The 23,038-nt window shown below is 67.6% G+C and carries 27 protein-coding genes and 1 tRNA gene; 17 read left to right on the top strand and 11 right to left on the bottom strand.

Annotation, left to right across the window (positions count from 1 at the left end; genetic code table 11):
- The first annotated feature begins 437 nt into the window (after positions 1 to 437).
- On the top strand, positions 438 to 3,644 hold the full coding sequence (locus ACWDZ6_RS11225; protein WP_451502642.1) for a tetratricopeptide repeat protein: 3,207 nt from the start codon (positions 438 to 440) through the stop codon (positions 3,642 to 3,644).
- Positions 3,645 to 3,819: 175 nt separating this feature from the next.
- Here ACWDZ6_RS11225 and ACWDZ6_RS11230 read toward each other — a convergent pair whose 3' ends face one another.
- The gene (locus ACWDZ6_RS11230; RefSeq protein WP_326652243.1) at positions 3,820 to 4,071 is read right to left on the bottom strand and encodes a hypothetical protein; all 252 of its coding nucleotides are present in this window, start codon (positions 4,069 to 4,071) and stop codon (positions 3,820 to 3,822) included.
- Positions 4,064 to 4,945: a mycothiol conjugate amidase Mca gene (mca, locus tag ACWDZ6_RS11235; protein ID WP_389174670.1), complete on the bottom strand. Its 882-nt coding sequence runs from the start codon at positions 4,943 to 4,945 to the stop codon at positions 4,064 to 4,066. Before mca ends, ACWDZ6_RS11230 begins: the two co-directional genes overlap by 8 nt.
- Positions 4,946 to 5,096: 151 nt before the next feature.
- Between mca and ACWDZ6_RS11240 the strand changes: the two genes are divergently transcribed.
- Positions 5,097 to 5,501: a DUF4307 domain-containing protein gene (locus ACWDZ6_RS11240; protein WP_451502643.1), complete on the top strand. Its 405-nt coding sequence runs from the start codon at positions 5,097 to 5,099 to the stop codon at positions 5,499 to 5,501.
- Positions 5,502 to 5,685: 184 nt separating this feature from the next.
- Positions 5,686 to 6,186 (top strand): transcription elongation factor GreA, encoded by a 501-nt coding sequence (gene greA / locus ACWDZ6_RS11245; protein ID WP_366730186.1) that lies wholly within the window; start codon positions 5,686 to 5,688, stop codon positions 6,184 to 6,186.
- Positions 6,187 to 6,306: 120 nt separating this feature from the next.
- Here the strand turns inward: greA and ACWDZ6_RS11250 are convergent, their stop codons facing one another.
- The 3 genes from ACWDZ6_RS11250 to ilvA all read right to left on the bottom strand — a co-directional run bounded on the left by ACWDZ6_RS11250 (position 6,307) and on the right by ilvA (position 9,628).
- Positions 6,307 to 7,158 (bottom strand): ABC transporter permease, encoded by an 852-nt coding sequence (locus ACWDZ6_RS11250; RefSeq protein ID WP_326652239.1) that lies wholly within the window; start codon positions 7,156 to 7,158, stop codon positions 6,307 to 6,309.
- Complete coding sequence (locus tag ACWDZ6_RS11255; RefSeq protein WP_451502644.1) at positions 7,155 to 8,174, bottom strand: ATP-binding cassette domain-containing protein; 1,020 nt, start codon at positions 8,172 to 8,174, stop codon at positions 7,155 to 7,157. Before ACWDZ6_RS11255 ends, ACWDZ6_RS11250 begins: the two co-directional genes overlap by 4 nt.
- Before the next feature lie 224 nt (positions 8,175 to 8,398).
- Positions 8,399 to 9,628: a threonine ammonia-lyase gene (gene ilvA / locus ACWDZ6_RS11260; protein ID WP_366730184.1), complete on the bottom strand. Its 1,230-nt coding sequence runs from the start codon at positions 9,626 to 9,628 to the stop codon at positions 8,399 to 8,401.
- 147 nt (positions 9,629 to 9,775) lie between these two features.
- Here ilvA and ACWDZ6_RS11265 point away from each other — a divergent pair, with 147 nt between their 5' ends.
- The 4 genes from ACWDZ6_RS11265 to ACWDZ6_RS11280 all read left to right on the top strand — a co-directional run bounded on the left by ACWDZ6_RS11265 (position 9,776) and on the right by ACWDZ6_RS11280 (position 11,294).
- On the top strand, positions 9,776 to 10,288 hold the full coding sequence (locus ACWDZ6_RS11265) for a MarR family winged helix-turn-helix transcriptional regulator (protein ID WP_326652236.1): 513 nt from the start codon (positions 9,776 to 9,778) through the stop codon (positions 10,286 to 10,288).
- A 32-nt stretch (positions 10,289 to 10,320) separates the two neighbouring features.
- Positions 10,321 to 10,773: a sigma factor-like helix-turn-helix DNA-binding protein gene (locus ACWDZ6_RS11270; protein WP_451502645.1), complete on the top strand. Its 453-nt coding sequence runs from the start codon at positions 10,321 to 10,323 to the stop codon at positions 10,771 to 10,773.
- Positions 10,770 to 11,021, top strand: a complete 252-nt coding sequence (locus ACWDZ6_RS11275; RefSeq protein WP_451502646.1) for a hypothetical protein — start codon at positions 10,770 to 10,772, stop codon at positions 11,019 to 11,021. Before ACWDZ6_RS11270 ends, ACWDZ6_RS11275 begins: the two co-directional genes overlap by 4 nt.
- An 81-nt stretch (positions 11,022 to 11,102) precedes the next feature.
- On the top strand, positions 11,103 to 11,294 hold the full coding sequence (locus tag ACWDZ6_RS11280) for a DUF1059 domain-containing protein (RefSeq protein WP_326652233.1): 192 nt from the start codon (positions 11,103 to 11,105) through the stop codon (positions 11,292 to 11,294).
- A 111-nt stretch (positions 11,295 to 11,405) separates the two neighbouring features.
- Here the strand turns inward: ACWDZ6_RS11280 and ACWDZ6_RS11285 are convergent, their stop codons facing one another.
- Entirely contained in the window at positions 11,406 to 12,560 is a 1,155-nt protein-coding gene (locus tag ACWDZ6_RS11285; RefSeq protein WP_451502647.1) for a cystathionine gamma-synthase, read from the bottom strand.
- A gap of 71 nt (positions 12,561 to 12,631) precedes the next feature.
- Between ACWDZ6_RS11285 and ACWDZ6_RS11290 the strand changes: the two genes are divergently transcribed.
- From ACWDZ6_RS11290 to ACWDZ6_RS11300, 3 genes are all read left to right on the top strand, one after another.
- The gene (locus ACWDZ6_RS11290) at positions 12,632 to 13,735 is read left to right on the top strand and encodes a hypothetical protein (RefSeq protein ID WP_451502648.1); all 1,104 of its coding nucleotides are present in this window, start codon (positions 12,632 to 12,634) and stop codon (positions 13,733 to 13,735) included.
- 142 nt (positions 13,736 to 13,877) lie between these two features.
- Complete coding sequence (gene msrA, locus ACWDZ6_RS11295) at positions 13,878 to 14,591, top strand: peptide-methionine (S)-S-oxide reductase MsrA (RefSeq protein WP_451502649.1); 714 nt, start codon at positions 13,878 to 13,880, stop codon at positions 14,589 to 14,591.
- A 141-nt stretch (positions 14,592 to 14,732) separates the two neighbouring features.
- Complete coding sequence (locus ACWDZ6_RS11300) at positions 14,733 to 15,326, top strand: DUF4291 domain-containing protein (RefSeq protein ID WP_451502650.1); 594 nt, start codon at positions 14,733 to 14,735, stop codon at positions 15,324 to 15,326.
- Between the two features lie 340 nt (positions 15,327 to 15,666).
- On the opposite strand, the gene ACWDZ6_RS11305 is transcribed toward ACWDZ6_RS11300, so the two are convergent.
- Complete coding sequence (locus ACWDZ6_RS11305) at positions 15,667 to 16,137, bottom strand: NUDIX domain-containing protein (RefSeq protein ID WP_451502651.1); 471 nt, start codon at positions 16,135 to 16,137, stop codon at positions 15,667 to 15,669.
- Positions 16,138 to 16,139: 2 nt separating this feature from the next.
- The gene (locus tag ACWDZ6_RS11310) at positions 16,140 to 16,883 is read right to left on the bottom strand and encodes a helix-turn-helix domain-containing protein (protein ID WP_451502652.1); all 744 of its coding nucleotides are present in this window, start codon (positions 16,881 to 16,883) and stop codon (positions 16,140 to 16,142) included.
- 118 nt (positions 16,884 to 17,001) lie between these two features.
- Between ACWDZ6_RS11310 and ACWDZ6_RS11315 the strand changes: the two genes are divergently transcribed.
- The 5 genes from ACWDZ6_RS11315 (at position 17,002) to ACWDZ6_RS11335 (ending at position 19,170) form a co-directional block, all read left to right on the top strand.
- The gene (locus tag ACWDZ6_RS11315) at positions 17,002 to 17,418 is read left to right on the top strand and encodes an ATP-binding protein (RefSeq protein WP_451502653.1); all 417 of its coding nucleotides are present in this window, start codon (positions 17,002 to 17,004) and stop codon (positions 17,416 to 17,418) included.
- Entirely contained in the window at positions 17,418 to 17,645 is a 228-nt protein-coding gene (locus tag ACWDZ6_RS11320; RefSeq protein WP_451502654.1) for a hypothetical protein, read from the top strand. Before ACWDZ6_RS11315 ends, ACWDZ6_RS11320 begins: the two co-directional genes overlap by 1 nt.
- Positions 17,645 to 17,887 carry a DUF7848 domain-containing protein gene (locus tag ACWDZ6_RS11325; RefSeq protein ID WP_451502655.1) on the top strand — a complete coding sequence of 81 codons (243 nt, stop codon included), beginning with the start codon at positions 17,645 to 17,647 and terminating at the stop codon, positions 17,885 to 17,887. Before ACWDZ6_RS11320 ends, ACWDZ6_RS11325 begins: the two co-directional genes overlap by 1 nt.
- A gap of 282 nt (positions 17,888 to 18,169) precedes the next feature.
- Positions 18,170 to 18,457, top strand: a complete 288-nt coding sequence (locus ACWDZ6_RS11330; RefSeq protein ID WP_451502656.1) for a hypothetical protein — start codon at positions 18,170 to 18,172, stop codon at positions 18,455 to 18,457.
- Positions 18,458 to 18,693: 236 nt separating this feature from the next.
- Positions 18,694 to 19,170: a hypothetical protein gene (locus ACWDZ6_RS11335; protein WP_451502657.1), complete on the top strand. Its 477-nt coding sequence runs from the start codon at positions 18,694 to 18,696 to the stop codon at positions 19,168 to 19,170.
- A 173-nt stretch (positions 19,171 to 19,343) separates the two neighbouring features.
- Here ACWDZ6_RS11335 and ACWDZ6_RS11340 read toward each other — a convergent pair.
- Positions 19,344 to 19,419: transfer RNA gene (locus ACWDZ6_RS11340), tRNA-Trp, on the bottom strand.
- Between the two features lie 239 nt (positions 19,420 to 19,658).
- Between ACWDZ6_RS11340 and ACWDZ6_RS11345 the strand changes: the two genes are divergently transcribed.
- Both ACWDZ6_RS11345 and ACWDZ6_RS11350 read left to right on the top strand, forming a co-directional pair.
- The gene (locus ACWDZ6_RS11345) at positions 19,659 to 19,844 is read left to right on the top strand and encodes a hypothetical protein (RefSeq protein ID WP_451502658.1); all 186 of its coding nucleotides are present in this window, start codon (positions 19,659 to 19,661) and stop codon (positions 19,842 to 19,844) included.
- A gap of 282 nt (positions 19,845 to 20,126) precedes the next feature.
- Positions 20,127 to 20,480, top strand: a complete 354-nt coding sequence (locus ACWDZ6_RS11350; protein WP_451502694.1) for a hypothetical protein — start codon at positions 20,127 to 20,129, stop codon at positions 20,478 to 20,480.
- A gap of 891 nt (positions 20,481 to 21,371) precedes the next feature.
- Here the strand turns inward: ACWDZ6_RS11350 and ACWDZ6_RS11355 are convergent.
- Both ACWDZ6_RS11355 and ACWDZ6_RS11360 read right to left on the bottom strand, forming a co-directional pair.
- On the bottom strand, positions 21,372 to 22,001 hold the full coding sequence (locus ACWDZ6_RS11355) for a hypothetical protein (protein WP_451502659.1): 630 nt from the start codon (positions 21,999 to 22,001) through the stop codon (positions 21,372 to 21,374).
- A 66-nt stretch (positions 22,002 to 22,067) separates the two neighbouring features.
- Positions 22,068 to 22,850, bottom strand: coding sequence for a hypothetical protein (locus ACWDZ6_RS11360; RefSeq protein WP_451502660.1), 783 nt, complete (start codon positions 22,848 to 22,850; stop codon positions 22,068 to 22,070).
- Between the last annotated feature and the right edge of the window lie 188 nt (positions 22,851 to 23,038).

Genomic DNA, 23,038 nt, shown 5'->3' on the forward strand with positions numbered 1-23,038 from the left:
TGAAGACGCCTGATCCGCCGCATCGCCCGGCCATCGGGCCACGGCATCGGCCACCGCCACGCGGTCCGCCCACGTGCGTACCGGGGGGTACCCGCGAGTAGTCCCGGGCGCGGCACACAGCCGTACACGCCCTTCTCCCGCCTCGGGGAAGAGCAACCGCTCGACGGGAGCGACCCGCGTCTTCCCGGCCCCCGCGTACCGATACGGGCGCCATTGCTCTCCCCATTCTCTTCGGCACTCCACCCGACATTCACAAGAACGGGCGAGATCCCCTCAGGACACCCCGTGCCACCGGGGCCGCCACGGGGAAGCCTCAACACGGCAGCGGCCGGGGCCACTTGATCGTCGGACTCTCTCGCGCTGACGCGCCGCACACAGGACACTTGTCACCGGAACAGAAGTGGAACGGAAACCGGGGCTCTCGGAGGGGGACGCACATGCGGGACAGCCATCGGGCGGAAGCCGAGCGGCTGTTGGTACGCGCCGTCGAGGAAGAGGTACGGCGTTCGGGCGGGCGGTCGGACTCGAGTGTGCTGCTGGCACGCGGTCGGGCCGCCCTGGACAGCATGGCGGCGAACGCGGGCGAGGAGTACGCCGCGTACGAGCAGTCGCTGGCGGAGGCGGAGGCCGGGCAGCAGCCGCTGGCCGAGCGCTTCAGCGGGGGAAACATCTCGACTCCCGTGCTGGTGACGGTCGTTGCGGCGGCCGCCGCGATCGGTGCGGACATCGCGCTGGGTACGGCGACGGCCACCGCGCTCGGTGCCGGGGCCGTGGTCGCGGTCGCCGGGGCCGCGACCACCGTCGCCAAGGTGACGGCTTCGCACTGGCCGGCCGCGCACCGCAGAGCCGGGGCGCTCGGCCAGCCGGGCGGTGCCGAGCAGCTGCGGCTGCAGTGGCTGACGGCGCTGGAGGTGCGGGGCATTCGCCCGTTCCTGGATCAGCAGCGGATGCTGGCCTCCTCCACCCGTACGGCGAAGAAGGCGCCCGTGGTGCCGCAACTGCGCGGTACGGACCGGAGTGCGGCGGCGCGCCAGCGCTCGGTGCTGGAGCAGTCGTTCGGTCATCTGCCGGAAGCGGAGGGTCCGTTCGCGGGCCGCCGGGAGGAAATGACGCAGATCGCGCAGTGGGTGCACGCGGCCCGTGCCTCGACGGAGACCAAACCGACGGTCGTGGTGCTGTACGGCGCGGCGGGCGCGGGACGTACGACGCTCGCCGTGCGGGCCTCGCATCATCTGAAGGACCAGTTCCGCGGTGCGTGCATCGTCGATCTGCGGGGTGACGGCGAGCAACCGCTGTCGACGCGCGATGCGCTGCTGCATCTGCTGAACCGGCTGGGCGCGCCGCGCGAGCAGCTGCTGTTCCGCGAGCGGTCGTCGGCGGAGCAGCAGGTGCGGCGGCTGAGCGAGCTGTACCACCAGCATCTGACGGGTCTGCCGGTGACGGTGGTGCTGGACGATGCGAGCGATGCGGCGCAGGTGCGGACGCTGGTGCCGGAGCGTTCGGACAGCCTGGTGCTGGTGACGGCACGCAGGCGGCTGGAGCTGCCGGACGACATTCCGGCGTGGGTGCATCAGCTGCCGGTGGAGGCGCTGGACGCGGCGGGTGCGGAGGAGCTGCTGCGGGCGTCGGCAGAGGATCCTTCGACGGGTCCGTACGACGCCCAATCGGTGGACGAGGTACGGGAGTTGTGCGGTGGGCTGCCGCTGGCGCTGCGTATCGCGGGTTCGTCGCTCGGCGCGCGCACCGCACATCAGCTGGCGACGGATCTTGGTGCGTACGGTCCGGTGGATCCGGTCGAGCGGGCGATGTGGCTGCGCTACGCCGACCAGCCCGAGCAGGCGCGCCGGCTGCTGCGCCGGCTCGCGCTGGCCGGGCGGGCGTCGCTGGGCGTCGCCGCGGCGGCGGCGCTGCTGGCCACGGACGAGCAGGAGTCGCAGCGGCTGCTGTCGGGGCTGGCCGATGCGGGCCTGATAGATCATGTACGGGCCAGTCGTTACCGGCTGCACGATGTCGTCCGGTCCTTCGCGCGGGCCAGGCTGCTGGACGAGGAGGAGGCGGCGGAGCGTACGGCGGCTCAGGAGCGGCTGATCCAGAACTACGCGGATCTCGCGGGCGCGGTGATCCGGATGGTGGACGGCAAGATGTCCACGCGTGCGGGCCAGTTCGGGGCGCACGGCTTCTCCTCGCTGGACGCGGCACTGCGCTGGCTGGACGACGAGTCGAGCTTCATCACCTCGGCGCTGCGGCATGCCGAGGGGGTGAACCAGCAGGCTGTGCTCAATCTGCTGGGCGCGCTCTGCGACTACTGCCTGTTGCGCGGCGACCTGTACCGGCTCGGGGAGATCAGCGAGCTGTCACAGGCTGTCGACCAGGGACTGCTGGAGCGTTCCGTACGGTGGCGTACCGGCATCGCGGCCCGCCAGCTGGGCGAGCTCGACAAGGCGCGTACGACGCTGTCCTCGGTCGTCGGCCTCTACCGCGAGGCGCAGAACGATTCGGGCACGGCGCTCGCGCTCTGTTCCCTCGGCATCACGCTGCACCATCAGGGCAATCTGACCGAGGCCGCGGCGAAGCTCAACGAGGCGATCGAGCTGCAGTCCTCGGACGAGCAGGCCGAGGACCGGGCGTGGTCGCTGCACGCACTGGCCGCGGTGGAGCGCGACCGGGCCAATCTCAACCAGGCGCTGGATCTGCTGGCGACGGCGTTGCGGCTGCACCGGGAGGGCGAGTCGCTGCACGGCGAGGCGTGGACGCACTTCCAGCTGGGCCAGGTGTGTCTGCGGATGGGCGATGTGCCGCGCGCGGAGGAGGAGTTGCGTACGGCGCTGGATTCCTACGGCCGTACCCACGACGGCCGCGGCGAGGCCTGGGCACTGACCCAGCTGGCGCGTGCCCGGCTGGTGGACGGCGATCCGGCCCCGGCGGTGGACCAGCTGCGCCAGGCGCTGTCGCGTCACCGGGACAACGAGGACGCGCGCGGTGAGGCGTGGACGCTGTACTACCTGGGCCAGGCGCTGGAGGAACGTGGCGACCGCGATCAGGCGGTACGGGAGCTGGAGCGGGCGCGCACGATGTTCTCGCGGATGCGCGATGTGTACGGCCTGGCCTGTGCCCGCCACCACTCGGGCCGGGTGACGAGGGACCAACGCGCGGCCCAGACCGGGAATCTGCGCAATTCCGGCTTCGCCCGCCAGCTCCTGGTGGACGCCCGTGCGGACTTCCACCGCATCGGTGTCGCGCACGGGGAGGCGTGGACCGCTCTGGAGCTGGCGCTGATCGACGGCGGCAACAACCGTCCGGCTCAGGCGCTGGCGCTGTGCGACGAGGCGGCGGCGCTGTTCACCTCGTACGAGGACCATCGCGGCGCGGACTGGGCGCGCTTCCTGCGCTGCACGCTGCTGCCGTTCGCCTCACCGGGCGGTATCGAGGTCGGCACGGTGGTGGCCCAGGAGGAGCTGGCCGAGCTGACGGGGACGACGCACCCGTCGCGCGACGGCAAGCTGGAGGACTGCGCGGAGGCTCTGGCGGTGATGCTGGAGCGGGGCGTGCACCTGGAGGACGGCTGGCAGGCGTGGCATCTGGGGATGGTGCCGAACCGGCATGCGCGGGAGGTGATGGGCGTACCGGTGACTGCGGCGAAGTAGGCGAGGGCGGCCCTTGGCGGTGCGGGGCCTTTCGCGGGCGGGGCCCTCGCCGGGCACTGCCCCCGGACCCCCGCTCCTCAACCGCCCGAGGGCGTACCGGGGTCCAGGGGCCGGCCCCATGGTTTCGGGAAGCGGCAGGGTGGGGGGCAAGGCCCGCCGCGGGCACCCCGCCCGGTCACGCCGCGGCAGCGCCCGAATTGCCCTTGCCGCCCGTGGGGGCGTCCGCCTTCGGGTCCGGGGCCTCCTCGAAGTCGACCTTGCCCATGTGGCGGTTCATCGACTTCATCAGCAGCCACACGCCCACGGCCAGCGCCGCGAAGACGATGAAGCCGAGGACGCCCGGAGTGACCTTGTTGTCGTCGACCTCCTTGGCGAGAGGGACGAGATGCGTCAGTGCGAGGTTTGCGCTTGCGCTCATATCAGGCATTGTCGCCGATGCCCGCGAAGAGGTCGTCCTCGGGGAGGGAGGTATCGACCAGAGACTTGGCGAGCTCGTACTCCTCCGTGGGCCAGACCTTCTTCTGGATGTCCATCGGAACGCGGAACCAGCCGCCGTCCGGGTCGATCTGCGTCGCGTGCGCGATCAGCGCCTTGTCGCGGATCTCGAAGTAGTCGGCACACGGGACGTAGGTGGTCAGCGTGCGCTCGGCGCGCTGGAACTCCTTCCAGCGCTCCAGCCACTCGCCGTACGGGGACTCCAGACCGCGCTCGAGCAGCGCCTCGTGCAGCGCGACCGTACGGGGACGGTTGAAGCCCTGGTTGTAGTAGAGCTTCTGCGGCTGCCAGACCGGGCCGAACCCGGACTCCGGGAACTTCTCGGCGTCGCCGGCTCCGTCGAAGGCCACCATCGAGATCTTGTGGGTCATGATGTGGTCGGGGTGCGGGTATCCGCCGTTCTCGTCGTACGTCGTGACGACATGCGGGCGGAAGGTGCGGATGGACTTCACCAGGCGCCCGGCGGCCGCCTCCACGTCCTCCAGGGCGAAGCAGCCCTCGGGAAGCGGCGGAAGCGGGTCGCCCTCCGGCAGGCCGGAGTCGACGAAGCCGAGCCACTCCTGGCTCACGCCGAGGATCTCCCGCGCCTCGTCCATCTCCTTCTTGCGCACTTCGTGGATGTGCTCCTCGATGTACGCGTCGCCCTGGAGCTTGGGATTGAGGATGGAGCCACGCTCGCCTCCCGTGCAGGTCACGACCAGCACGTCCACCCCCTCGGACACGTACTTGGCCATCGTGGCCGCGCCCTTGCTCGACTCGTCGTCGGGGTGGGCGTGAACGGCCATCAGTCGCAGCTGCTCAGTCAAGACTCGATCCTCAGTGATTCGTCGCGAAATACTGGTGCCGTCCCGCGGGGACGTCGCTGTGGGGCGGCGGTCGGGTGGCGGGCATGAGACTTCTATAGTGACCGAATCGGGGGCCGGAAAATTCCGGCCGCCCGCCCCGGAAGGAATGATCATGGCTGCGGTACGCGAACAGCTCCCCGAGGGCCGCTACGGCCGCCCGGCGGACGAGCGCGCCGACCGCAAGCTCAAGATCGTGGGCGCGGTCCTCGGGGTCGCGCTGCTCGGGATGATCGGCTGGTTCGGTTACGACTACATCGCCGGCCAGAAGATCAGCGCCGAGGTGATCAAGTTCGATGTCACCTCCGACTCCGAGGTCCAGGTGCACCTGGAGGTGCGCAAGGACAAAGACGCCACAGGCACCTGCACGCTGCGCTCCCGCGCGAAGGACGGCAACGAGGTCGGGCGGCTGGACGTCGCCGTGGACCAGCGGGACCTGAAGCGGATCGACCAGGTCGTCAAGGTGCGGACAACGGCGCGGGCCACCAGCGCCGAGCTGGTGGAGTGCATCGCCCGCTGACCGTCCCCCGGCCCGGCTCGCTGTCGGCGGGTCTCGTCGCTGACCTGCGTTGATGTAATTCTGATGGCATTCGTCCTCCCCCTTCCGCCACGAAATTGTTAGGCTCGTGGTTTCGCCCACCCGGGGAGGCACATCCTTTGGGTAGGGCGATGCTTTGTATTCCCAGTACCTACGAGGAGCACCTGTGACCCAGACCAGCGAAAACGTCACCTGGCTCACCCAGGAGGCGTACAACCAGCTGAAGGCCGAGCTGGAGTACCTGTCTGGTCCTGCGCGCACGGAGATCGCCACCAAGATCGCCGCTGCGCGTGAGGAGGGCGACCTGCGCGAGAACGGCGGGTACCACGCGGCCAAGGAGGAGCAGGGCAAGCAGGAGCTCCGGGTGCGCCAGCTGACCCAGCTCCTGGAGCACGCGAAGGTCGGCGAGGCGCCTGCCGTCGCGGACGGCGTGGTCGCGCCCGGCACGGTCGTGACGATCGCCTTCGACGGCGACGAGGACGACACGACGACCTTCCTGCTCGCCTCGCGGGAGTACGCGAGCGACAGCATCGAGACGTACTCACCGCAGTCCCCGCTCGGGTCCGGCGTGAACGGCAAGAAGGTCGGCGAGAACGCGGAGTACGAGCTGCCCAACGGCAGGACGGCCTCGGTGAAGATCCTCGAGGCCAAGCCGTACACGGGCTGAACCAGGAGGAACAGCGGAGCGGCCGGGCCGCCGCATGCGGTCAGGCCCCTCCGCTGTTCCGGCACCTTCCGGTGCTTCAGCACCTTCCGGCGTTTCATCACCTGGTGTCGGCGTCCGGCCTCAGGCGGTCGCCGAGCGGTACTTGCGCACCGACAGCGTCCGGAAGACCACGATGATCAGGACCGACCAGAGCATCGAGGCCAGCACCGGGTGTGCCATCGGCCAGGCGTCGGACGGCGAGGCGCCGGGGTTGCCGAACAGCTCACGGCAGGCCTGGACCGTGGCGCTGAAGGGGTTCCACTCGGCGACGGGCTGAAGCCAGCCGGGCAGATTGCTGGACTGCACGAACGCGTTCGAGATGAACGTGACCGGGAAGAGCCAGATCAGACCGCCGGAGGTGGCCGCCTCGGGCGTCCGGACCGAGAGTCCGATCAGTGCGCCGATCCAGGAGAAGGCGTAACCCAGCAGAAGCAGCAGCGCGAACGCGCCGAGCGCCTTGGGAATGCCCTCGTGGATCCGCCAGCCGACCAGCAGAGCGACGATCGCGAGGACGACGACGGTCAGCGCGGTCTGGACGAGGTCCGCGAGCGTACGGCCGGTGAGGACCGCTCCACGGGCCATCGGCAGCGAGCGGAACCGGTCGATGAGGCCCTTGTGCATGTCGTCGGCGATGCCCGCGCCCGCGCCCGCCGTAGCGAACGTCACGGTCTGGGCGAAGATGCCTGCCATCAGGAACTCGCGGTAGACGCCGGGGTCCGTGGTGCCGCCGACGTTCATGGAGCCGCCGAAAACATAGCTGAACAGCACCACGAACATGATCGGCTGGATCATCCCGAAGATGATCATCTCCGGGATCCGGGTCATCCGGATCAGATTGCGCCTGGCGACGACGAGTGAGTCGTTGACGGACTGGACGACGCCGCCGCGCGGTCTCGGTGCCGTCGGCTTCAGCGTTTCCGCGGTGGTGGTCACTTCACGCTCTCCTTCCGGGCGTTCTTGCCCTTGGCCGCTACGGCTTCCTGGGGTTCGCCGTTCTCTTCGTCCTGGAGCTCGGCGGCATGGCCGGTGAGCGAGATGAAGACGTCGTCGAGGGTCGGTCGGCGCAGACCGATGTCGTCGATCTCGACACCCCGGGTGTCCAGTTCGCGGATGACCTCGGCGAGCAGCTTCGCGCCGCCGGTGACCGGGACGGTGAGCTTGCGGGTGTGGTCGGCGACGGCGACATCGCCCTTGCCGAGGCCGAGGAGCACCTCGCGGGCGGGGGCGATCTGGTCCCGCTCGTGCACGACGACCTCGACACGCTCGCCGCCGGTCTGGGCCTTGAGCTGGTCGGCGGTACCGCGGGCGATGACCTTGCCGTGGTCGATGACGCAGATGTCGTCGGCCAGGTGGTCGGCCTCTTCGAGGTACTGGGTGGTGAGCAGCAGCGTCGTACCGCCGCCGACCAGTTCCTGGATGACCTCCCACAGCTGCATCCGGTTGCGCGGGTCGAGCCCCGTGGTGGGCTCGTCCATGAACATCACGGGCGGGGAGACGACCAGCGCGGCTGCGAGGTCCAGCCGGCGGCGCATGCCGCCGGAGTACGTCTTGGCCGGGCGGTCGGCGGCGTCGGCGAGGTTGAAGCGGTCGAGCAGCTGGACCGCCCGTGCCTTCGCGTCGCGCGCGCTCATCTGGTAGAGCTGGCCGACCATGTGGAGGTTCTCACGGCCTGTCAGATACTCGTCGACCGCGGCGAACTGGCCGGAGAGGCCGATGCAGCGACGGACTTCGTTCGGATGCTTCAGGACGTCGATACCGGCGACGACGGCATGGCCGCTGTCGGGCTGGAGCAAAGTGGTCAGTACGCGCACGGCGGTGGTCTTGCCGGCTCCGTTGGGGCCGAGAAGCCCCAGGACGGTGCCTTCGGGGACGTCGAGATCGACGCCGTCCAGAGCCCTTACTTCGCCGAAGGTCTTGACCAGACCTTCGGCGTATATGGCGCCTGGCATATGGGTTCTCCCAAGGTGGCAGGTGGGTGGATTCTTCGTGCGAAAAAACTTGGATGTGTACGTCCTCCCGCCGCCTGACGGGAGCATGGCAGGATCTTCACCGTAACGCGATACATCGCGATACTCAAGACTGTGTCGCGAGGGAAGTGAGGCCCCGAGGTGATCCCCGAGGTGATGCGCGAGGCGATCCGCGAGGGAATGACGGCGAGCGCTTGCCCCCAGGCTCAGCCCATGACCGTGTAACCCGCCTCGCGCAGTGCCGTCGCGACCTCTTCGCAGTGCTCCGGGCCCTTCGTCTCCAGCTGCAACTCCACCTCCACCTCCGTGAGCCCGAGCCGCGGATCGGTCCGTACATGACTCACGTCAAGCACGTTAGCGTCGACCACTGACAACGCCGCCAGAAGTGCGGCAAGCGCCCCCGGCCGGTCCGTCAGACGCACCCGCAGCGAGAGATAACGCCCCGCCGCCGCCATGCCGTGCCGCAGGATGCGCTGCATCAGCAGCGGGTCCACATTGCCGCCCGACAGCAGGGCCACGACCGGCCCCTGGAACGACCGCGGGTCACTCAGCAGCGCCGCCACCGGACTCGCCCCGGCAGGCTCGACAACAAGCTTCGCCCGCTCCAGGCAGAGCAGCAGCGCGCTGGAGAGCGCGTCCTCGGAGACCGTACGGACCTCGTCCATGAGATCGCCAATGATTTTGAACGGAACGTCGCCGGGCCGGCCCACCTTGATGCCGTCCGCCATCGTCGACGGCGAATCGATCGACACCGGGTGCCCGGCGGCCAGCGAAGGCGGGTAAGCGGCCGAGCCCTCCGCCTGCACACCGATCAGCTTCACATCGGGACGCAGCGTCTTCACCGCCACAGCGATACCGGCCGCGAGCCCGCCGCCGCCGATACCGACGACGATCGTCTGCACCTCCGGGCACTGCTCGAGGATCTCCAGACCCACCGTGCCCTGCCCGGCGATGATGTCCGGGTGGTCGAAGGGGTGTATGAAGACCGCACCCGTCTCGCGCGCGTACTCCTGCGCCGCGGTCATGGTCTCCTCGATGACCTGCCCGTGCAGCCGCACCTCGGCCCCGTACTCCCTGGTCGCCGCGACCTTCGGCAGCGGCGCTCCCATCGGCATGAACACGGTGGAGTGCACGCCGAGCAGCGAGGACGCCAGCGCCACACCCTGCGCGTGGTTGCCGGCGGAGGCTGCCACGACGCCCGCCGCGCGCTCCTCGGGGGAGAGGCCCGCGATCCGTACGTACGCCCCGCGCAGCTTGAACGAACCGGTGCGCTGAAGGTTCTCGCACTTGAAGTGGACGGGCGCGCCCACCAGCCGCGACAGATGTCTGCTGCCCTCCATCGCGGTGGTTCTCGCGACACCCGAGAGCATCTTCTGCGCCCCGCGGATGTCGTCGAGGATGACGGGACGCAAGGTGCCAGACGTACTGAAGCTCATGACACCAAGTCTCGCAGCTCACCGGCGCGGCGGCCGTCCGGATCCCGTGCTTCCCCACCGGTTTGTGCAGCGCTGGTACGCACCGGGTCACGGCCGCGTACTCTGTCCCCCACCAACCGACCACCGCACGAGAGAGCCACGGCAGCCATGCCCACTTCTCAGGACATGACGACTCATCTCGACCCCGGCCTCCTCGATGCCCTCCAGCACCAGGTCGCCGTCTTCGCACGCCGCGCGGAACAGACCCGGCTCGGCGGGGTCGGCCAGGTCCGCAACTCCATGGACCGCGCCGCCTATCTGCTCCTCAACCGGCTCGACCTGGAAGGCCCGATGGGCGTCAAGGCGCTGGCCGCGGGGATGGGCATCGACTCGTCGACCGTCACCCGCCAGGTGGCGCCGCTCGTCGACACCGGCCTCGTCAAGCGCACCTCGCACCCGGAGGACGGCCGCGCGGTCGTGCTCCAGCTGTCCCCGCGCGGACAGGCCAGGCTCGAAGAGGTCCGCTCCTCGCGGCGCGAGCTGATGGCACAGGTGACGGACGGCTGGACGGAGGCGGAGCGCGAGTCGTTCTGCACTCTGCTCACCCGCTTCAACACCGCGCTCTCCGCCCGCCAGGCCGGACTGCCGCCCGTGGACACGGAGACGCCGCCGACCTCTTGACCCGGGGAGCGCAGCTGCCTCTATATGAGGAGGTGAGCGAGCGGCAGACGGCCCAGGGGCGTCGCCGGGCCCGGGAGTTCGAGGCATTCGTCGCGGGCGCGGCCGGCCGACTGCTGCATGCGGCGACGCTGCTCACCGCCGAGGCACCCGGCGTCACCCCGCACGCGCAGCAGCTGCTCACCGCCGCGCTGGCCCATACGTACGCGGAGTGGGACCGGCTGCGCGGCGAGGATCCGTACGACCGCACACGCCAGGAACTCGCCACGCGCTTCGCACGCAGCGCCTGGCGCCACCACAAGACGCACGGTGGCGTACTGGAACGTCTCACCCCGCAGGAGCGCCTGATCCTGGTGCTGCGCCTGTACGAGGGGGTCGCCGAGGAACAGACGGCGGCGCTGATCGGACTCCCGGTGGAACGGGTCCGCTCGATCTGCACGCGCGCGATCGCGACGATGCGCAGCGCCCCGGCGGAGACGGTGTCGTGAGCGGCCCCGACCGCAAGGAGGACGAGGTCCGCCGGATGCTGGAGACCCGGCATCCGCCGGTCCCGGCCGATCTTGCGGAGCGCGCCGCGGAGCACGGCACCCGCCTGCTGCGCCGCCACCGGGCGCTGCGCCGCGCGGCATGGCTGCTGCTGATGGCGGCGGCGATCGCGTTCGCGATCTGGGCGGCGGCGGCAGAGCCGTGGGTCACACCACCGACGAAGACGACTCCTCCGCTGGAGGGCTGGTAAACGGCTTTCCATCCGGATGTATCCGACTTGTACGGATCTATGCTGGAGGAAGCGGCGTACAGACCGACCGAGGAGGTCGTCATGACGAGGAAAGTTGCCGACTGCCGCAAGTTCCCCAGCGAGATGGACTGCTCCCTCACCATCTCCGGCGAGGAGGAGGAAGTCGTACGGGCCGCCGCCGAACACGCGGTCTCCGTCCACGGGCACACGGACAGCCTCGATCTGCGCGCGCAGATCCGCGAGACTCTCGAGGACGAGAAGGTCAGCGCCTGACGTCGTTCGCCGGACGGGCCCGGGGTCAGGCCCGCCCGGCGATTGAGGACACACCGGCCGCCGGACGGACGTGGTACGTGCCTGCCCCCGGTCTGCGCCCTCTCCAGCTCGTCAGCCCAGCGCCTGCTTCAGGTCCGCCAGCAGGTCGTCGCCCGACTCGATGCCCACCGACAGGCGCACCAGGTCCCCCGGGACCTCCAGCGCCGAACCCACCACCGACGCGTGCGTCATCCGGCCCGGGTGCTCGATGAGGGACTCGACGCCGCCCAGGGACTCGCCCAGCGTGAAGAGCTTCGCGCGGTTGCAGACCTCGACCGCCGCCTCCTCGCCGCCCGCGATACGGAACGACACCATGCCGCCGTACGCCTTCATCTGCTTCGCGGCGATCTCGTGCCCCGGGTGCTCGGGCAGCCCCGGGTAAAGGACCTTGGTGACCTTGGGATGCTTGGTCAGCATCTCGGCGACGCGGCCCGCGTTCTCACTGTGCCGGTCCATCCGGACGGGAAGGGTCTTGATGCCGCGCAGCACCAGCCACGCGTCGAACGGGCCCGCCACCGCGCCCATCGCGTTCTGGTGGTACGCCAGTTCCTCGCCGACCGTCCTGTCCGCCGCGATCAGCGCACCGCCGACAACGTCCGAGTGCCCGCCCATGTACTTGGTGAGGGAGTGCACGACGATGTCCGCGCCGAGCGCGATCGGCTGCTGCAGATAGGGGCTGGCGAAAGTGTTGTCGACGACGAGCTTCGCGCCCGCGCCGCGGGCCACCTCCGCCACGGCCGCGATGTCGGTGATGCCGAGCAGCGGGTTGGAGGGCGTCTCGACCCAGATCACCTTCGTCTTCGGGGTGACCGCGGCACGTACCGCCACCGGGTCGGAGGTGTCGGCAACCGACCACTCCACGCCCCAGCGCGAGACGACCTTCGCGAAGAGCCGGAAAGTGCCGCCGTACGCGTCGTTCGGGATCACCACATGGTCACCCGGCGCCAGCAGCGTACGCAGCAGGCAGTCCTCCGCCGCCAGCCCGGACGCGAAGGCGAGCCCGCGCCGGCCGCCCTCGATGGCCGCCAGGTTCTCCTCCAGCGCGGTACGGGTCGGGTTGGCGCTACGGCTGTACTCGTAGCCGCCGCGGAGCCCGCCGACCCCGTCCTGCTTGTAAGTGGATACCTGGTAGATGGGCGGGACGACCGCGCCGGTCAGCGGATCCGCGGTATTGCCCGCGTGGATGGCGAGGGTCTCGAAGCTGTGCACACTTTGCTCGTCACTCATGAGGTCCGAGCGTAGTCCCGGCGGGACCCCGGGCGTGGCCCGGCCCGACCTCTGTCCGGAACAATGGGGTCATGGAGATTCTCTGGTTCCTGATCGCGATGGGTCTGCTGGCCGCGGCCTTCGGTCCCTATCTGCTGCGCCGCCGCTCCGGCATCCGCCAGGTCGCGCCCGGCTCGCCCGACGCCGCCGACCCGGCCACGTACGGATTCATGCGCCAGGAGGAGCTGGACATCAGGCTGCCGGGACCGGACCAGGACCTCCTCGACGTGCTCGATGTCGTCCAGCGCACCCAGGAGTGGCGGGCCGCCGCCCAGCTGCTGGCCGGCACCTCCAAGGAGGGCGAGGTGCGCTGGCAGCGCGTGCAGGCCTTCGCCGGCGCCGCGTCGCTGGAGCTCCAGCAGCGGCCGGGCGTCGGCGGCGCGTGGCTGCGCGCCTGGCGCTCCGAGTCCCCGAAGGACGCGGGCGCCGCTCAGGTGCACGCCGAGTTCCTGGTGCAGCAGGCCTGGCGGTCCTCGACCGCCGGGACGGACGACTTCCGGATCATCCTGGAGGAGGCCCGCGCGGTCTGCGGCGAGGCGGCACTGCTCGCACCGGGCGACCCGGTCCCGTACATCGTCGAACTCGCCGTCGCACGCGGACTCGGCTACTCCCCCGAGCAGTTCGACCAGCTGTGGGCGAAGGTCATCGACCGCGCGCCGCAGCACATGGGCGCGCATCTGGCCGCGCTGCACTACTGGTGCGAGAAGTGGCACGGCTCCCGCGAGGAGGCGGACCACTTCGCGACAACGGCCGCGGCACGCGCGCCGCAGGGCTCGCTCCTCGCCGCCCTCCCGCTCTTCGCGGTGTACGAGCACATCCCGGACGTGATCCTGGTGCAGGGCTTCTACCAGAGCGCGGTGGTCACCAAGGCGGTGGAGGGAGCGCTCTTCGCGGTGCACTCGGCAAGCGGCGACGACCCGATGCTCGCGCACGTACGCCACCTTCTGATCCTCTTCCTCGTCCATTCGGAGAGGTGGGCGGAGGCGATGAACCAGCTGGTGCGGGTGGACGGCCACATTGGCGCACTGCCGTGGACACAAAGCGGCGATCCGGCGGCCGAGTACACGGTCTGCCGGGCGCTGGCTGTGGCCGGGTACGAGGCGAACGGCGGCAGCCCGGCGACGCTGCCGCACTGACGCGGCAGGGCGCGCGTCGATGCCAGAGCGACAGCAGGCAGACAGCAGGCAGCAGGTCGACGGCGCATCGAGGCAGGCCGAGGAATGCCCGACAGGGGTCCGTACGTTCCCTCTACGGACCCCACACCACGAGGAGCCCCGCATGTTCCTGTCCCACCGCACCCCCGAGCTCCCCACCCCTGACAAGGCCCTGCGCGGCCGCCCCGACCCCGAATTCACCGTCCCCGACCGCCACACGGTGCTGGGCAACCCCCTGCTGGGCCCGTACCCGGAAGGCCTGGAGATCGCGGACTTCGGCCTGGGCTGCTTCTGGGGCGCGGAGCGCAAGTTCTGGCAGACGGAAGGCGTCTGGACGACCTTGGTCGGCTACCAGGGCGGCTACACGCCGAACCCGGCATACGACGAGGTCTGCTCGGGCCTCACGGGTCACACGGAGGCGGTACGCGTCGTCTTCGACCCGAAGATCGTCTCGTACGCGGAGCTGCTGAAACTGTTCTGGGAGTCCCACAACCCGACGCAGGGCTTCCGCCAGGGCAACGACGTGGGCACGCAGTACCGCTCGGCGATCTACACCCACTCGACGGCTCAGGCCGAGGCGGCGGAGGCGTCGCGGGAGGCGTACCAGAAGGTCCTGACGGGATCGGGGTACGGCACGATCACGACGGAAGTGCTGCCGGCGGCGGGCCGTACGTTCTACCCGGCGGAGGCGTACCACCAGCAGTACCTCGACAAGAACCCGGCGGGGTACTGCGGGATCGGCGGGACGGGCGTCAAGCTAAGTACCCCGTTCGAAACGAACTGGGGAGCTTCCTGCCCGACCGGCGTAGCTCCGGCACCGGAGGTCACGGATAAGTAGCCCGTGTAAGCCCAGGGATCTGAAAAGGGTGGCCGCGGCACCGGCAAACCGCACGGAGCTGCGGCAGGTGCTCTCTATCGCAGTGAAGGGCAGTCGAAAATCAGTGGCCGCCCGAACCCGGCCGACCCCACGCTGTACGCCATGGAAGAACCGCAACGCAGGATCCGTGCGACCTACACGGAATCCACGATCACCGTCTACCAGGCGTACTCCCCGGAAATCGGCCAGCCCGCCGTCCGCGACGGCCGCTTCCCCGCCGCGTGGAAGCGGGACAGGATGACATGGATCAAGCCGTCGTTCCTGTGGATGATGTACCGCTGCGGCTGGGGCGCGAAAGCGGGGCAGGAGACCGTCCTCGCTGTCGAGATCAGCCGTGACAGCTTCGAGTGGGCGCTGCGCCACGCGTGCCTGTCAAGCTACGTCCGCGGGGTACACCCCGACCGGGCCACCTGGCAGCGTCAGTTGAAGCGCGCGCCCACCCGCGTGCAGTGGGACCCCGAGCGGGACCCGCACCTACAGCCCCTGCCATACCGATCCCTACAACTCGGCCTCTCCGGTGAGGCCGCACGACGCTACGCGGACGAGTGGACAGTCTCCATACGCGACGTAACCCCACTCGCCCACGAGATCCAGGCCCTCGTCAGCAGCGGGGACTTGGCCTCCGCTACCCGACTGCTGCCCCAAGAACGCCCATACCCCGTTGGAGACGAACTCCTTGCCGACCTACGGGGATGACGGGCTGCTTCATTCAACAGCTGGCTGCGGCCGATGGGGCACATGGCAGCACAGGCTCGCCGGGACGGGCGTCAAGCTAAGTACCCCGTTCGAGACGAACTGGGGAGCATCCTGCCCGACAGGCATCGCCCCAGCGCCGGAGGCAACGGACAAGTAGCCGTTGGCGCGAACCGCCGCACGGCCGTGGCCCTGTCCAGCGATGTATCGAGCTGCTCCATGACGTGTTGGTGAAAGCTACTACGACCTGCCCACCATAGCGCTCGATCGCGTGGACTGGGCCGCTGCGCGTGCGACTGATCCCTTGCGGCGGCAGGCAACAGTACATGCGGGTTTGGCTCCGCTAGCCGAGATACGGCCACTCTCGGTGCTCCAAAAAGTGCTGGATCCGGAGCCGCTGCGTGTGGTGCATGGGCAGCGCGTCCAGCTCGTCCGGCGACACGAACCGCAGTTCCGTGGACTCGTCGGAGATGGTGAGCTGACCGCCGAGCACGCGAGCTGTAAAGCAGACGTTGAACTGACGGCGCACTTCGCCGTCCGTGTACGCCATGACGTGGCGGGGGTCGGTGTACGTGCCGACCAGGCCCGTGATCTCGACGTCGAGGCCGGTCTCTTCCTTGACCTCTCGTACGGCCGTGCCCGGGAGGGAATCGCTCATGTCCATACCGCCGCCCGGCAGTGCCCATAGCTCGTTGTCACGGCGACGCTGGAGCAGGATGCGTCCCGCCTCGTCGGTCACGACTGCGGACGCCGCGACCACCAAGCTGTTCGGCTTGGGAGCGTCAGGGTCGTCGAAGTACTCGGTCCGTGCCACGGTCACTCTTCCCCTACCGGTTCGGCTGTCGACCACACGGCATCGAAGCTGGCCGCGTAGGTGTCGAAGATCCCGCCGTCGCCGTTGCGACGGAGGTGCCATACGGGTGCCCCATAGGCGTTCACCCCCCACACGTGGGCGTTGACCAGTAGTTGATCATCCGCGCGGTAGAGAGAGTTGTACAGCGTCGTCGCATGGGTCCGGAGCTCGATGCCGGGCACGCCAAGCAGGGGACGGTAGTGCATGAGGGCGAGTCGGCAGCGGGACTCAATGCCGTGGCCGAACTTCTCTTCCGCGCCTCGCTGCCTCACGTTCTCGCTCTCGGCGTCGCCGACAGCGATACGCACCGTGCAGCCTGCGGCGGCTCGCTCCCGCAGAAGGTCGTTGAGCCGCGGGTATGCCTCGTGCAGAAAGACAGCGGCGTACACCAATATGTCGATGCACTCGGCGGCCTGCGCCAGCATGTCCGTGAACGTGGACACAGGGACGTTGGCGCGTTGGTCGTGCAAGGCCACCAGTTCGGGGCTGACGGCTCGGGCAGCGCGAGCCTGACGAAGCGATGGCCAGAGAGCGTGCACGTCTTCTCCTAAGATCTCAGCCGCGAGCAGGGCCGTGCCACGGCGCGGTGTCCGGCCGAGATTGACCCATCGCTCAACGGACTTGGGGTCCACCTCCGCCTTCGCTGCCAAAGTGGAGTACGTCCACCCTCCGGCTGCCATGGCGGCGCGAAGCCGTTCGTTTTGCATCGCAGTCTCTCCCTGGATGTTGGGACGGTGCTAGGGACGTTCTACCCTCCGCGGGACGTCCCAAAGTGGGGTTTGGGGGAGGTTCCTCCGTCCTAGTCTCCGGCCCGAGGATCGCGTCATGAGTGAGGACGAACTCCCGGAAGTGATGTGCCGTTGGGCTCGCCATCCCCGGTGCGTGGGCCTGGCTCGCATGGAGCTGCGCAAGGCGTTGGCCGGCTGGGGCCTGGTCGTGATTGAGGACGCCGCGCTGATCGTGCTCTCGGAGCTGGTCACCAATGCCGTACGGCACGCACGGGTTTCGCCCGGGCGGGAGATCGAGACCCGCTATCTGCCGACCAGTGGCGGTGTGCGGATCGAGGTCCACGATGCGGCCGACACCTGGCTGGAGAAGCGCGACTTCGATCCGGATTCCGAGGATGGGCGCGGGCTGGGCCTGGTTGCCGCATTGGCAGACCAGTGGGGCGTGAACGAGCGGGTCGGCGTCGGCAAGGCGGTCTGGGCCGTGGTGACAGCTCCCGACGGAGGTGAGGCGTGATGGCCCGAGTGATGGCGCTGCGTGTGCAGCGCGGCGACTGGGTGAGCGCCCATGGTCAGTGGCGTGAGGTCAAGGCGGTGCGCTCCGGTCGGTACGCCTCGGGCGGCCCGCTGGTGGTCCTGCTCTTCAAGTCCGGCCCTCCGCTGCGGGTCAGTGCGGCCTCGCTCCTGACGGTGGATCGCGGAAGCCGGTTCGCGCGCGGCGAGTCCAGAGGAGGGCGGCACTGATGGCGGTAGGTGCGGTGTGGCGGTTCGCGGACTGGGTGTTGCAGGTCGATGCCTCGGGAAGCGGGCCGATCTTCGAGACCGAGTGCACGACGTGCGGGGAATCCTCAGGCCCTGCTGACAGCAGGGAGGCACCAGAAGTGTGGTGCCTGCAGCATGCGGGCCGCTCCGGTCATACGGGATTCCGGGCCGCAGCGACCACATTCCTCAGGGCTACTCGGGCTGAGAGCGGCGGTGCGCACTGATGAGGCAGCGATTATTCGCGTTCGGGATCGTTCTCTTCTGGATCGTGGTCTACGTGCCGCTGGCAGTGATCAGCGATCCCTGCTCACAGATCCTCTAACTTCCGGTCTTCGTAAGCCGATTGTGGGTCGGACCGCCCCTCGCCTGGTCAGCTAGCGGGGCGGTCCGGCGTGGGATGCAGATGCAACCCGGTGCCGATGGTACCGGGGTCGTCGTCGTGCTCACGCTCGATGAGTCCCGGTCGTTGAAGTCAAGCCAACGTGCGGGGAAGGGACTTGAGGCAGATGCACGACCCAGAGGACGCCGGTTTCGAGGACGAGTCGTTCCATCCTGACGACGTGGTGTGGGTGCATGGGGTGGACTACGTGGCGGGCTGGCGGGACGCGACGGAAGCCGGTGCAGAGCTGGCGGACGCTTTGGCGACGGCTGGGTTCGACACGACCGGGCTCGAATGGCGGGCCAAGGCGAATGGAGACGGTTCCGGGGCGGTGCGCCTGGTCCTGTCGGCGGCAACGACTCATCACGTGGCGGCACTGGTACGGGCGGTTGCCCGGCTAGGCAAGGCAAGCTGAACGGTGCGCTGCATCTGGACGACGGGGGAACGTAGCGCGCACTCTTTCCAAGTCTGTTGGTTGGGGTGAGGGGTTCGTCCGGGGGCGTTCACCTGCGTTCACTGCGGGCTCGCTGCTGTGGCAGCGACCGAATCCGGCCTGGGATGAACAACTCTGAACGCGACTGAATGAGACGGAGACTGAGGCGGCTCTGGGGTGAGCGCGGTCTCAAGCAGCGGAGCAGCTACGGTCAGGCCATGGAGTGGATCGCCCTAGCCAGCACGGTAGTTGGAGCCGCGATCGCGATGGGCTCCGCCATGCTCCTCGACCGTCGACGCTGGCAGCGAGAGCACCAGGACCGTGAAATACAGACGCGACGCACCCTATATGGCGCCTATCTGGCTTGCCTGTCTGAGGCTCGTCACACTTGCGGGAACGTGGCTCGAGATCCGGACATGGAACTCGCGACGCGTCGGACCACGGCTCGTGAGGCGTTCGGACCGTGCATCGGCTTGCGGTATCAGATCACTATTACGGCGCCGCCCGGCGTGGTGGAGGCCTCGGAGAATGCCTTCCGCCGGCTGCGCGATCTCCGTGATCGTGTGATGGAAGGAGTGCTGGTCACTGAACAGGTCTATTTGGAGGGGCGGCGTAGCTACGACGACGCTCTTGCTGCCCTCAGGACCGGCATGCGGCAGGACTTGAGCATCGATGGAAGTGGTGCTGCGCCCTGAGCTTGGGAATCACCGGGCACACAAGTTGGTACAGGATGCTTGAGCTGCGGAAAGGCCCTCCCGGTCACTCTGAGACAGCCCCTTGAGTGACCGGGATAGACCGCGGGTCGCCAGCCGTACTGGCACACGTCTGGCACGGACGCTCATCGTCCTAGACGCCTAACGGGGGCAGGCTAAGCCGACCGGATTCGAACCGGCGTCCTCGCGATTTTGGAGACCGCGCGCGACTACCCCTGCGCTACGGCTTCGCCCGCTGCGATCCTAGCCCCGTCACGCTTCAGGACGGATCGGTGCGCCGAACCTTCTGATCCGTAGCTCTAGCCGGATCGGTCAGCGACGGCCATGCCGGCCGCATCGGGGCTCCAGAGGGGTGCTACAGGGCGCAGCTGGTTGCTGTGGTTGCGGTATCCCCCTGCTGTATCCGCCCGCCTGACTAGGCAGGTATGTTCGATCCTGTGCCCTATTCCGACGCAGACCAAAACCGGCTCATGACGCAGACTCTCGACGACTTCGCCACGCGTAGCGACGAGGGACTGGACAACATCCTCGGGCATGTGAGGCACCGCATAGAAACTGCTCGCCGTATGGGCGTGGAGGTACCTGACGACCTGTCCGACCGTGTGGAGCGTCTCTCCCTTCAGCGCGGCTGGCCGACGCGGTGGTCCACGCCCTGAGCTTGGGAATCACCGTGCCTCTGGGCGTAGTTGGCGGCCTAACCAGCGGCAACGGGTGCCAGGGCGAGCCGCACGGCTGTTCCTGGCAGCCGCTGTTGACCGTGGTTTACCGGCCTGTCGGGCACGGATCGGGCACGGTCACCTTCTGATCCGTAGCTCTAGCGGATCGGCCAGTGACGGCCATTCCGGCCGCTACTGGCCCCAGAGGGACGTTACCGGGCGGGGCAATTGCTGGGTTGCGGTACCTGGCTGCGGTACCGCAGGATCTCGACGGGGGTGAACATGGAACGGCATTTGCTGGAGAAGCTGTTGGCCGGTGACGACGAGGCTTCCGCGGCTGCTCTGGCCGCTATCCGAAGCGGCGCCACCTACTGCGTGTGGGATACGACGCATCCCGCAGAGCAGCATGCCGGGGTCTTTGCAATCCGACTGCGGCGCATGCGGCTGCGCGGAGTCGAACCTCTTGGGCTGGAACGAATGGTGCAGCTTCTCCGCGAGCATGGCCGGCCGGTGCGCGGAGGGCTGATCGATTCTGTCGATCAGAAATGGACCTTCCTGATCTACTTAACCGAAGACGGCAGCGCACTGGTGGCCTGCGCCCGCCTGCAGCGGTGGGTCGAGCAATCACCGCTTTAGGAGCGAGGTAGGGCGAGTTGGGCGCTGACCTGGGTAACGTTGGCTTTGGCGCCTGCGGTTCCTGAGCCCCGCTGGCAGCCGCCGTTCCCCGTGACTCCCCCCTCGATCTGGCACGCCTGTGGCACAGGCTGACCCTCTCGATGCGAATACGGGCGTGTAGGTCGCTGAGGGATCCCGCACTGGTCGCGGGGATGGTAGCGGTTCGGGGTGGTCATCTGTGGTCGGCACGGTTGCTGTACTTCTTTCTCGAACCTGCGACCAAGCGCTTAGAAGGCGCCTGCTCACGCGGGTGTCGTTCACGGTGTGACCTGCCAAGTCGATCGCTGCGTGACTATTCGATGCCTCGCGTCGACACGCATTCGACAGGCAGCGACACCCCGGGGACTTGAACAGCCCGCAGGCACGCGGTCTCGTCAGGACGAACCAGGGAGTGCTGAACTTACGGGCATGCAGGCCATCCTTGTTGCGCTCATCGCTGTCGTCGGAACTCTGGGCGGATCCATCGTCAGTGGGGTCCTCCATAGGCGCCAGACGGATCGCGCAGCCCAATTGGATCGTCCTCGCTCCGCTTCTTGTTGCGCAGGAAGTGACGTCGGCCCGGAGCGACCTCACGCGATCGACGTTCGGCGCAGCGCTGACCTGTGGTCGGGCGGTCGGCATTGGTCGCTGTGGGCCACCCTTCGACGGCCCACAGACGGCCCCGCTTCAGCGCCACGACAGACTCACAGCGGGCTCCGCTCACCCTTCCGGTCTCCAGTCTCTCCTCGCCCTGCCACCGCTGGGGGAAGTATGAGGGGAACGCACCCATTCGTGGACTCCGCGTCAGGTGAGAGCTGACTCACCAGCGTTCCACAGAGGCAGAAGGGCAGCTCAAGGTATTCATCTTGACGCCTACTGAAGCGAATCGGACCCGTCAACGCTTCGCCTCTCTGCAATACGAGGCGGAACCGGGATGCCCGCCTCAGCCGTTCGCACGCGAACCTCGTTCAGCATGTCGGCCATCATTTCTGCACGCACCTGTTGGAGGTCCTCCAACGCTGGGAGCACTTCATCATTTAGCCAGTGCTCTCGACTCGCCGAATCGTGAAATGGTGGTTCCGGACTCGTTGATCGACGAATCAGATAGACAACCTTATAATGCACCTCCATGAATGCGCGATACACTCTGCCCTCTTCTACGCTCTCCAGTTCAAACCAGTACGCGAGCCCCGCCATCGGCCTGGCAGCAGCAACTGCAGCATCCGCATCGACCGGGACTCCAAGCTTAATGGAGTCAATTTCACGAGCACACACATCGAGAAACTCGCGCGATGCCACCCGGATCCTGATGAAATCTTCCAGGACCCCACGGGCGTAGGAATCGTCCTCTCGCTGCTGATCACGCAAGAGTGCTTGTTCTTGATTCCTATCTTGGTGGCGCTCTTGGCGTCTCTGAATAAGCAGTGGGCCAAGACTGGCTCCGACTGCACCGATAACGGCACCTCCGATACCCCCTAAAAGACCGATCATTGCATCATTCATGCCCACATCCAATCCGAAGATCTCATTCTCCAGCTTTGAAGCACCTAACGACGTCAGAGCCTCCAGTCACTTGCCCCACAGATTGTGAGCGGCCGTAACTACCGTGCCAAGAGTCCCTAGCGCAGTCAGCGGAACTACCACCACGGCGATCTTTTCTCCATTGGAGAGCCGCGACCACCACGAATCCCTTGACACATCCACGTCCACTTTCAACCGCGCTCGCGACGCTCGACGCTTCATGAGCTGAAAGAAGGGAAAAAGTAATCCGAAGGAGAAAGTCACCGTCATGAAGAAGTTAAAGATAACGTCATTCTTTGAGGCGTTATTCGCCTGCCTGACGCAATCCGCAACAGTATCGTCATCTACGCCATGAATCAGGAAGAACGCCCCGAGACCCACAAAGAAAGCAAGAGAGACAAAGGTAATGACATTTTCATACCTCGGGGAACTGAATACCGCACCCCGCGAAACCAGGAATTTTTCAATTCTGGCTATTTGGCCATACGCCCAGGTCGTGTCGGACCCCGAGACATTAACCTCGGTTCGCTCCTTGTCTATACTTATCTTCACCCCTCTTTCCTCGGAGGCGGTATCAGCTTGAAGCGTGAGATTTGCCCAATCCCCATGAATCTCCGGCGCGTCACGTCGGACACTCTCCACAAGCTCCCCCAAAGAGGGCTTCCAGATTAGCGTCACCCCAGCAGTGGTCGAGATTTTCACCTGAGGCAGGGGTATTCCCTCGCATGCCATTGCAAACAGGCTGTCAAGGTCACTTTTCCCCAATTGACACTGGTAGAAGACCTTTCGGAGGTTCGTCTGCTGTCCTGACGGGCTCGCCGGTGTCGTCATGTCCCAGATGATGCCCTCAATGCAGGTCACTGAGTACAGCTTCTGGCTGTTCTAAGCAACCGGACACTGTGTCCGGGTCTCATGTTGTTTGACCCTTGACGCTGGTTCTGACCAAGCACTGACCGAGGCCAGCTACCGGCCTCGTCACGGCCTCGGTACCGTGAAACCAACCCCCACCCAGCAGGAGG

This window comes from Streptomyces sp. NPDC002926 (assembly GCF_053591755.1).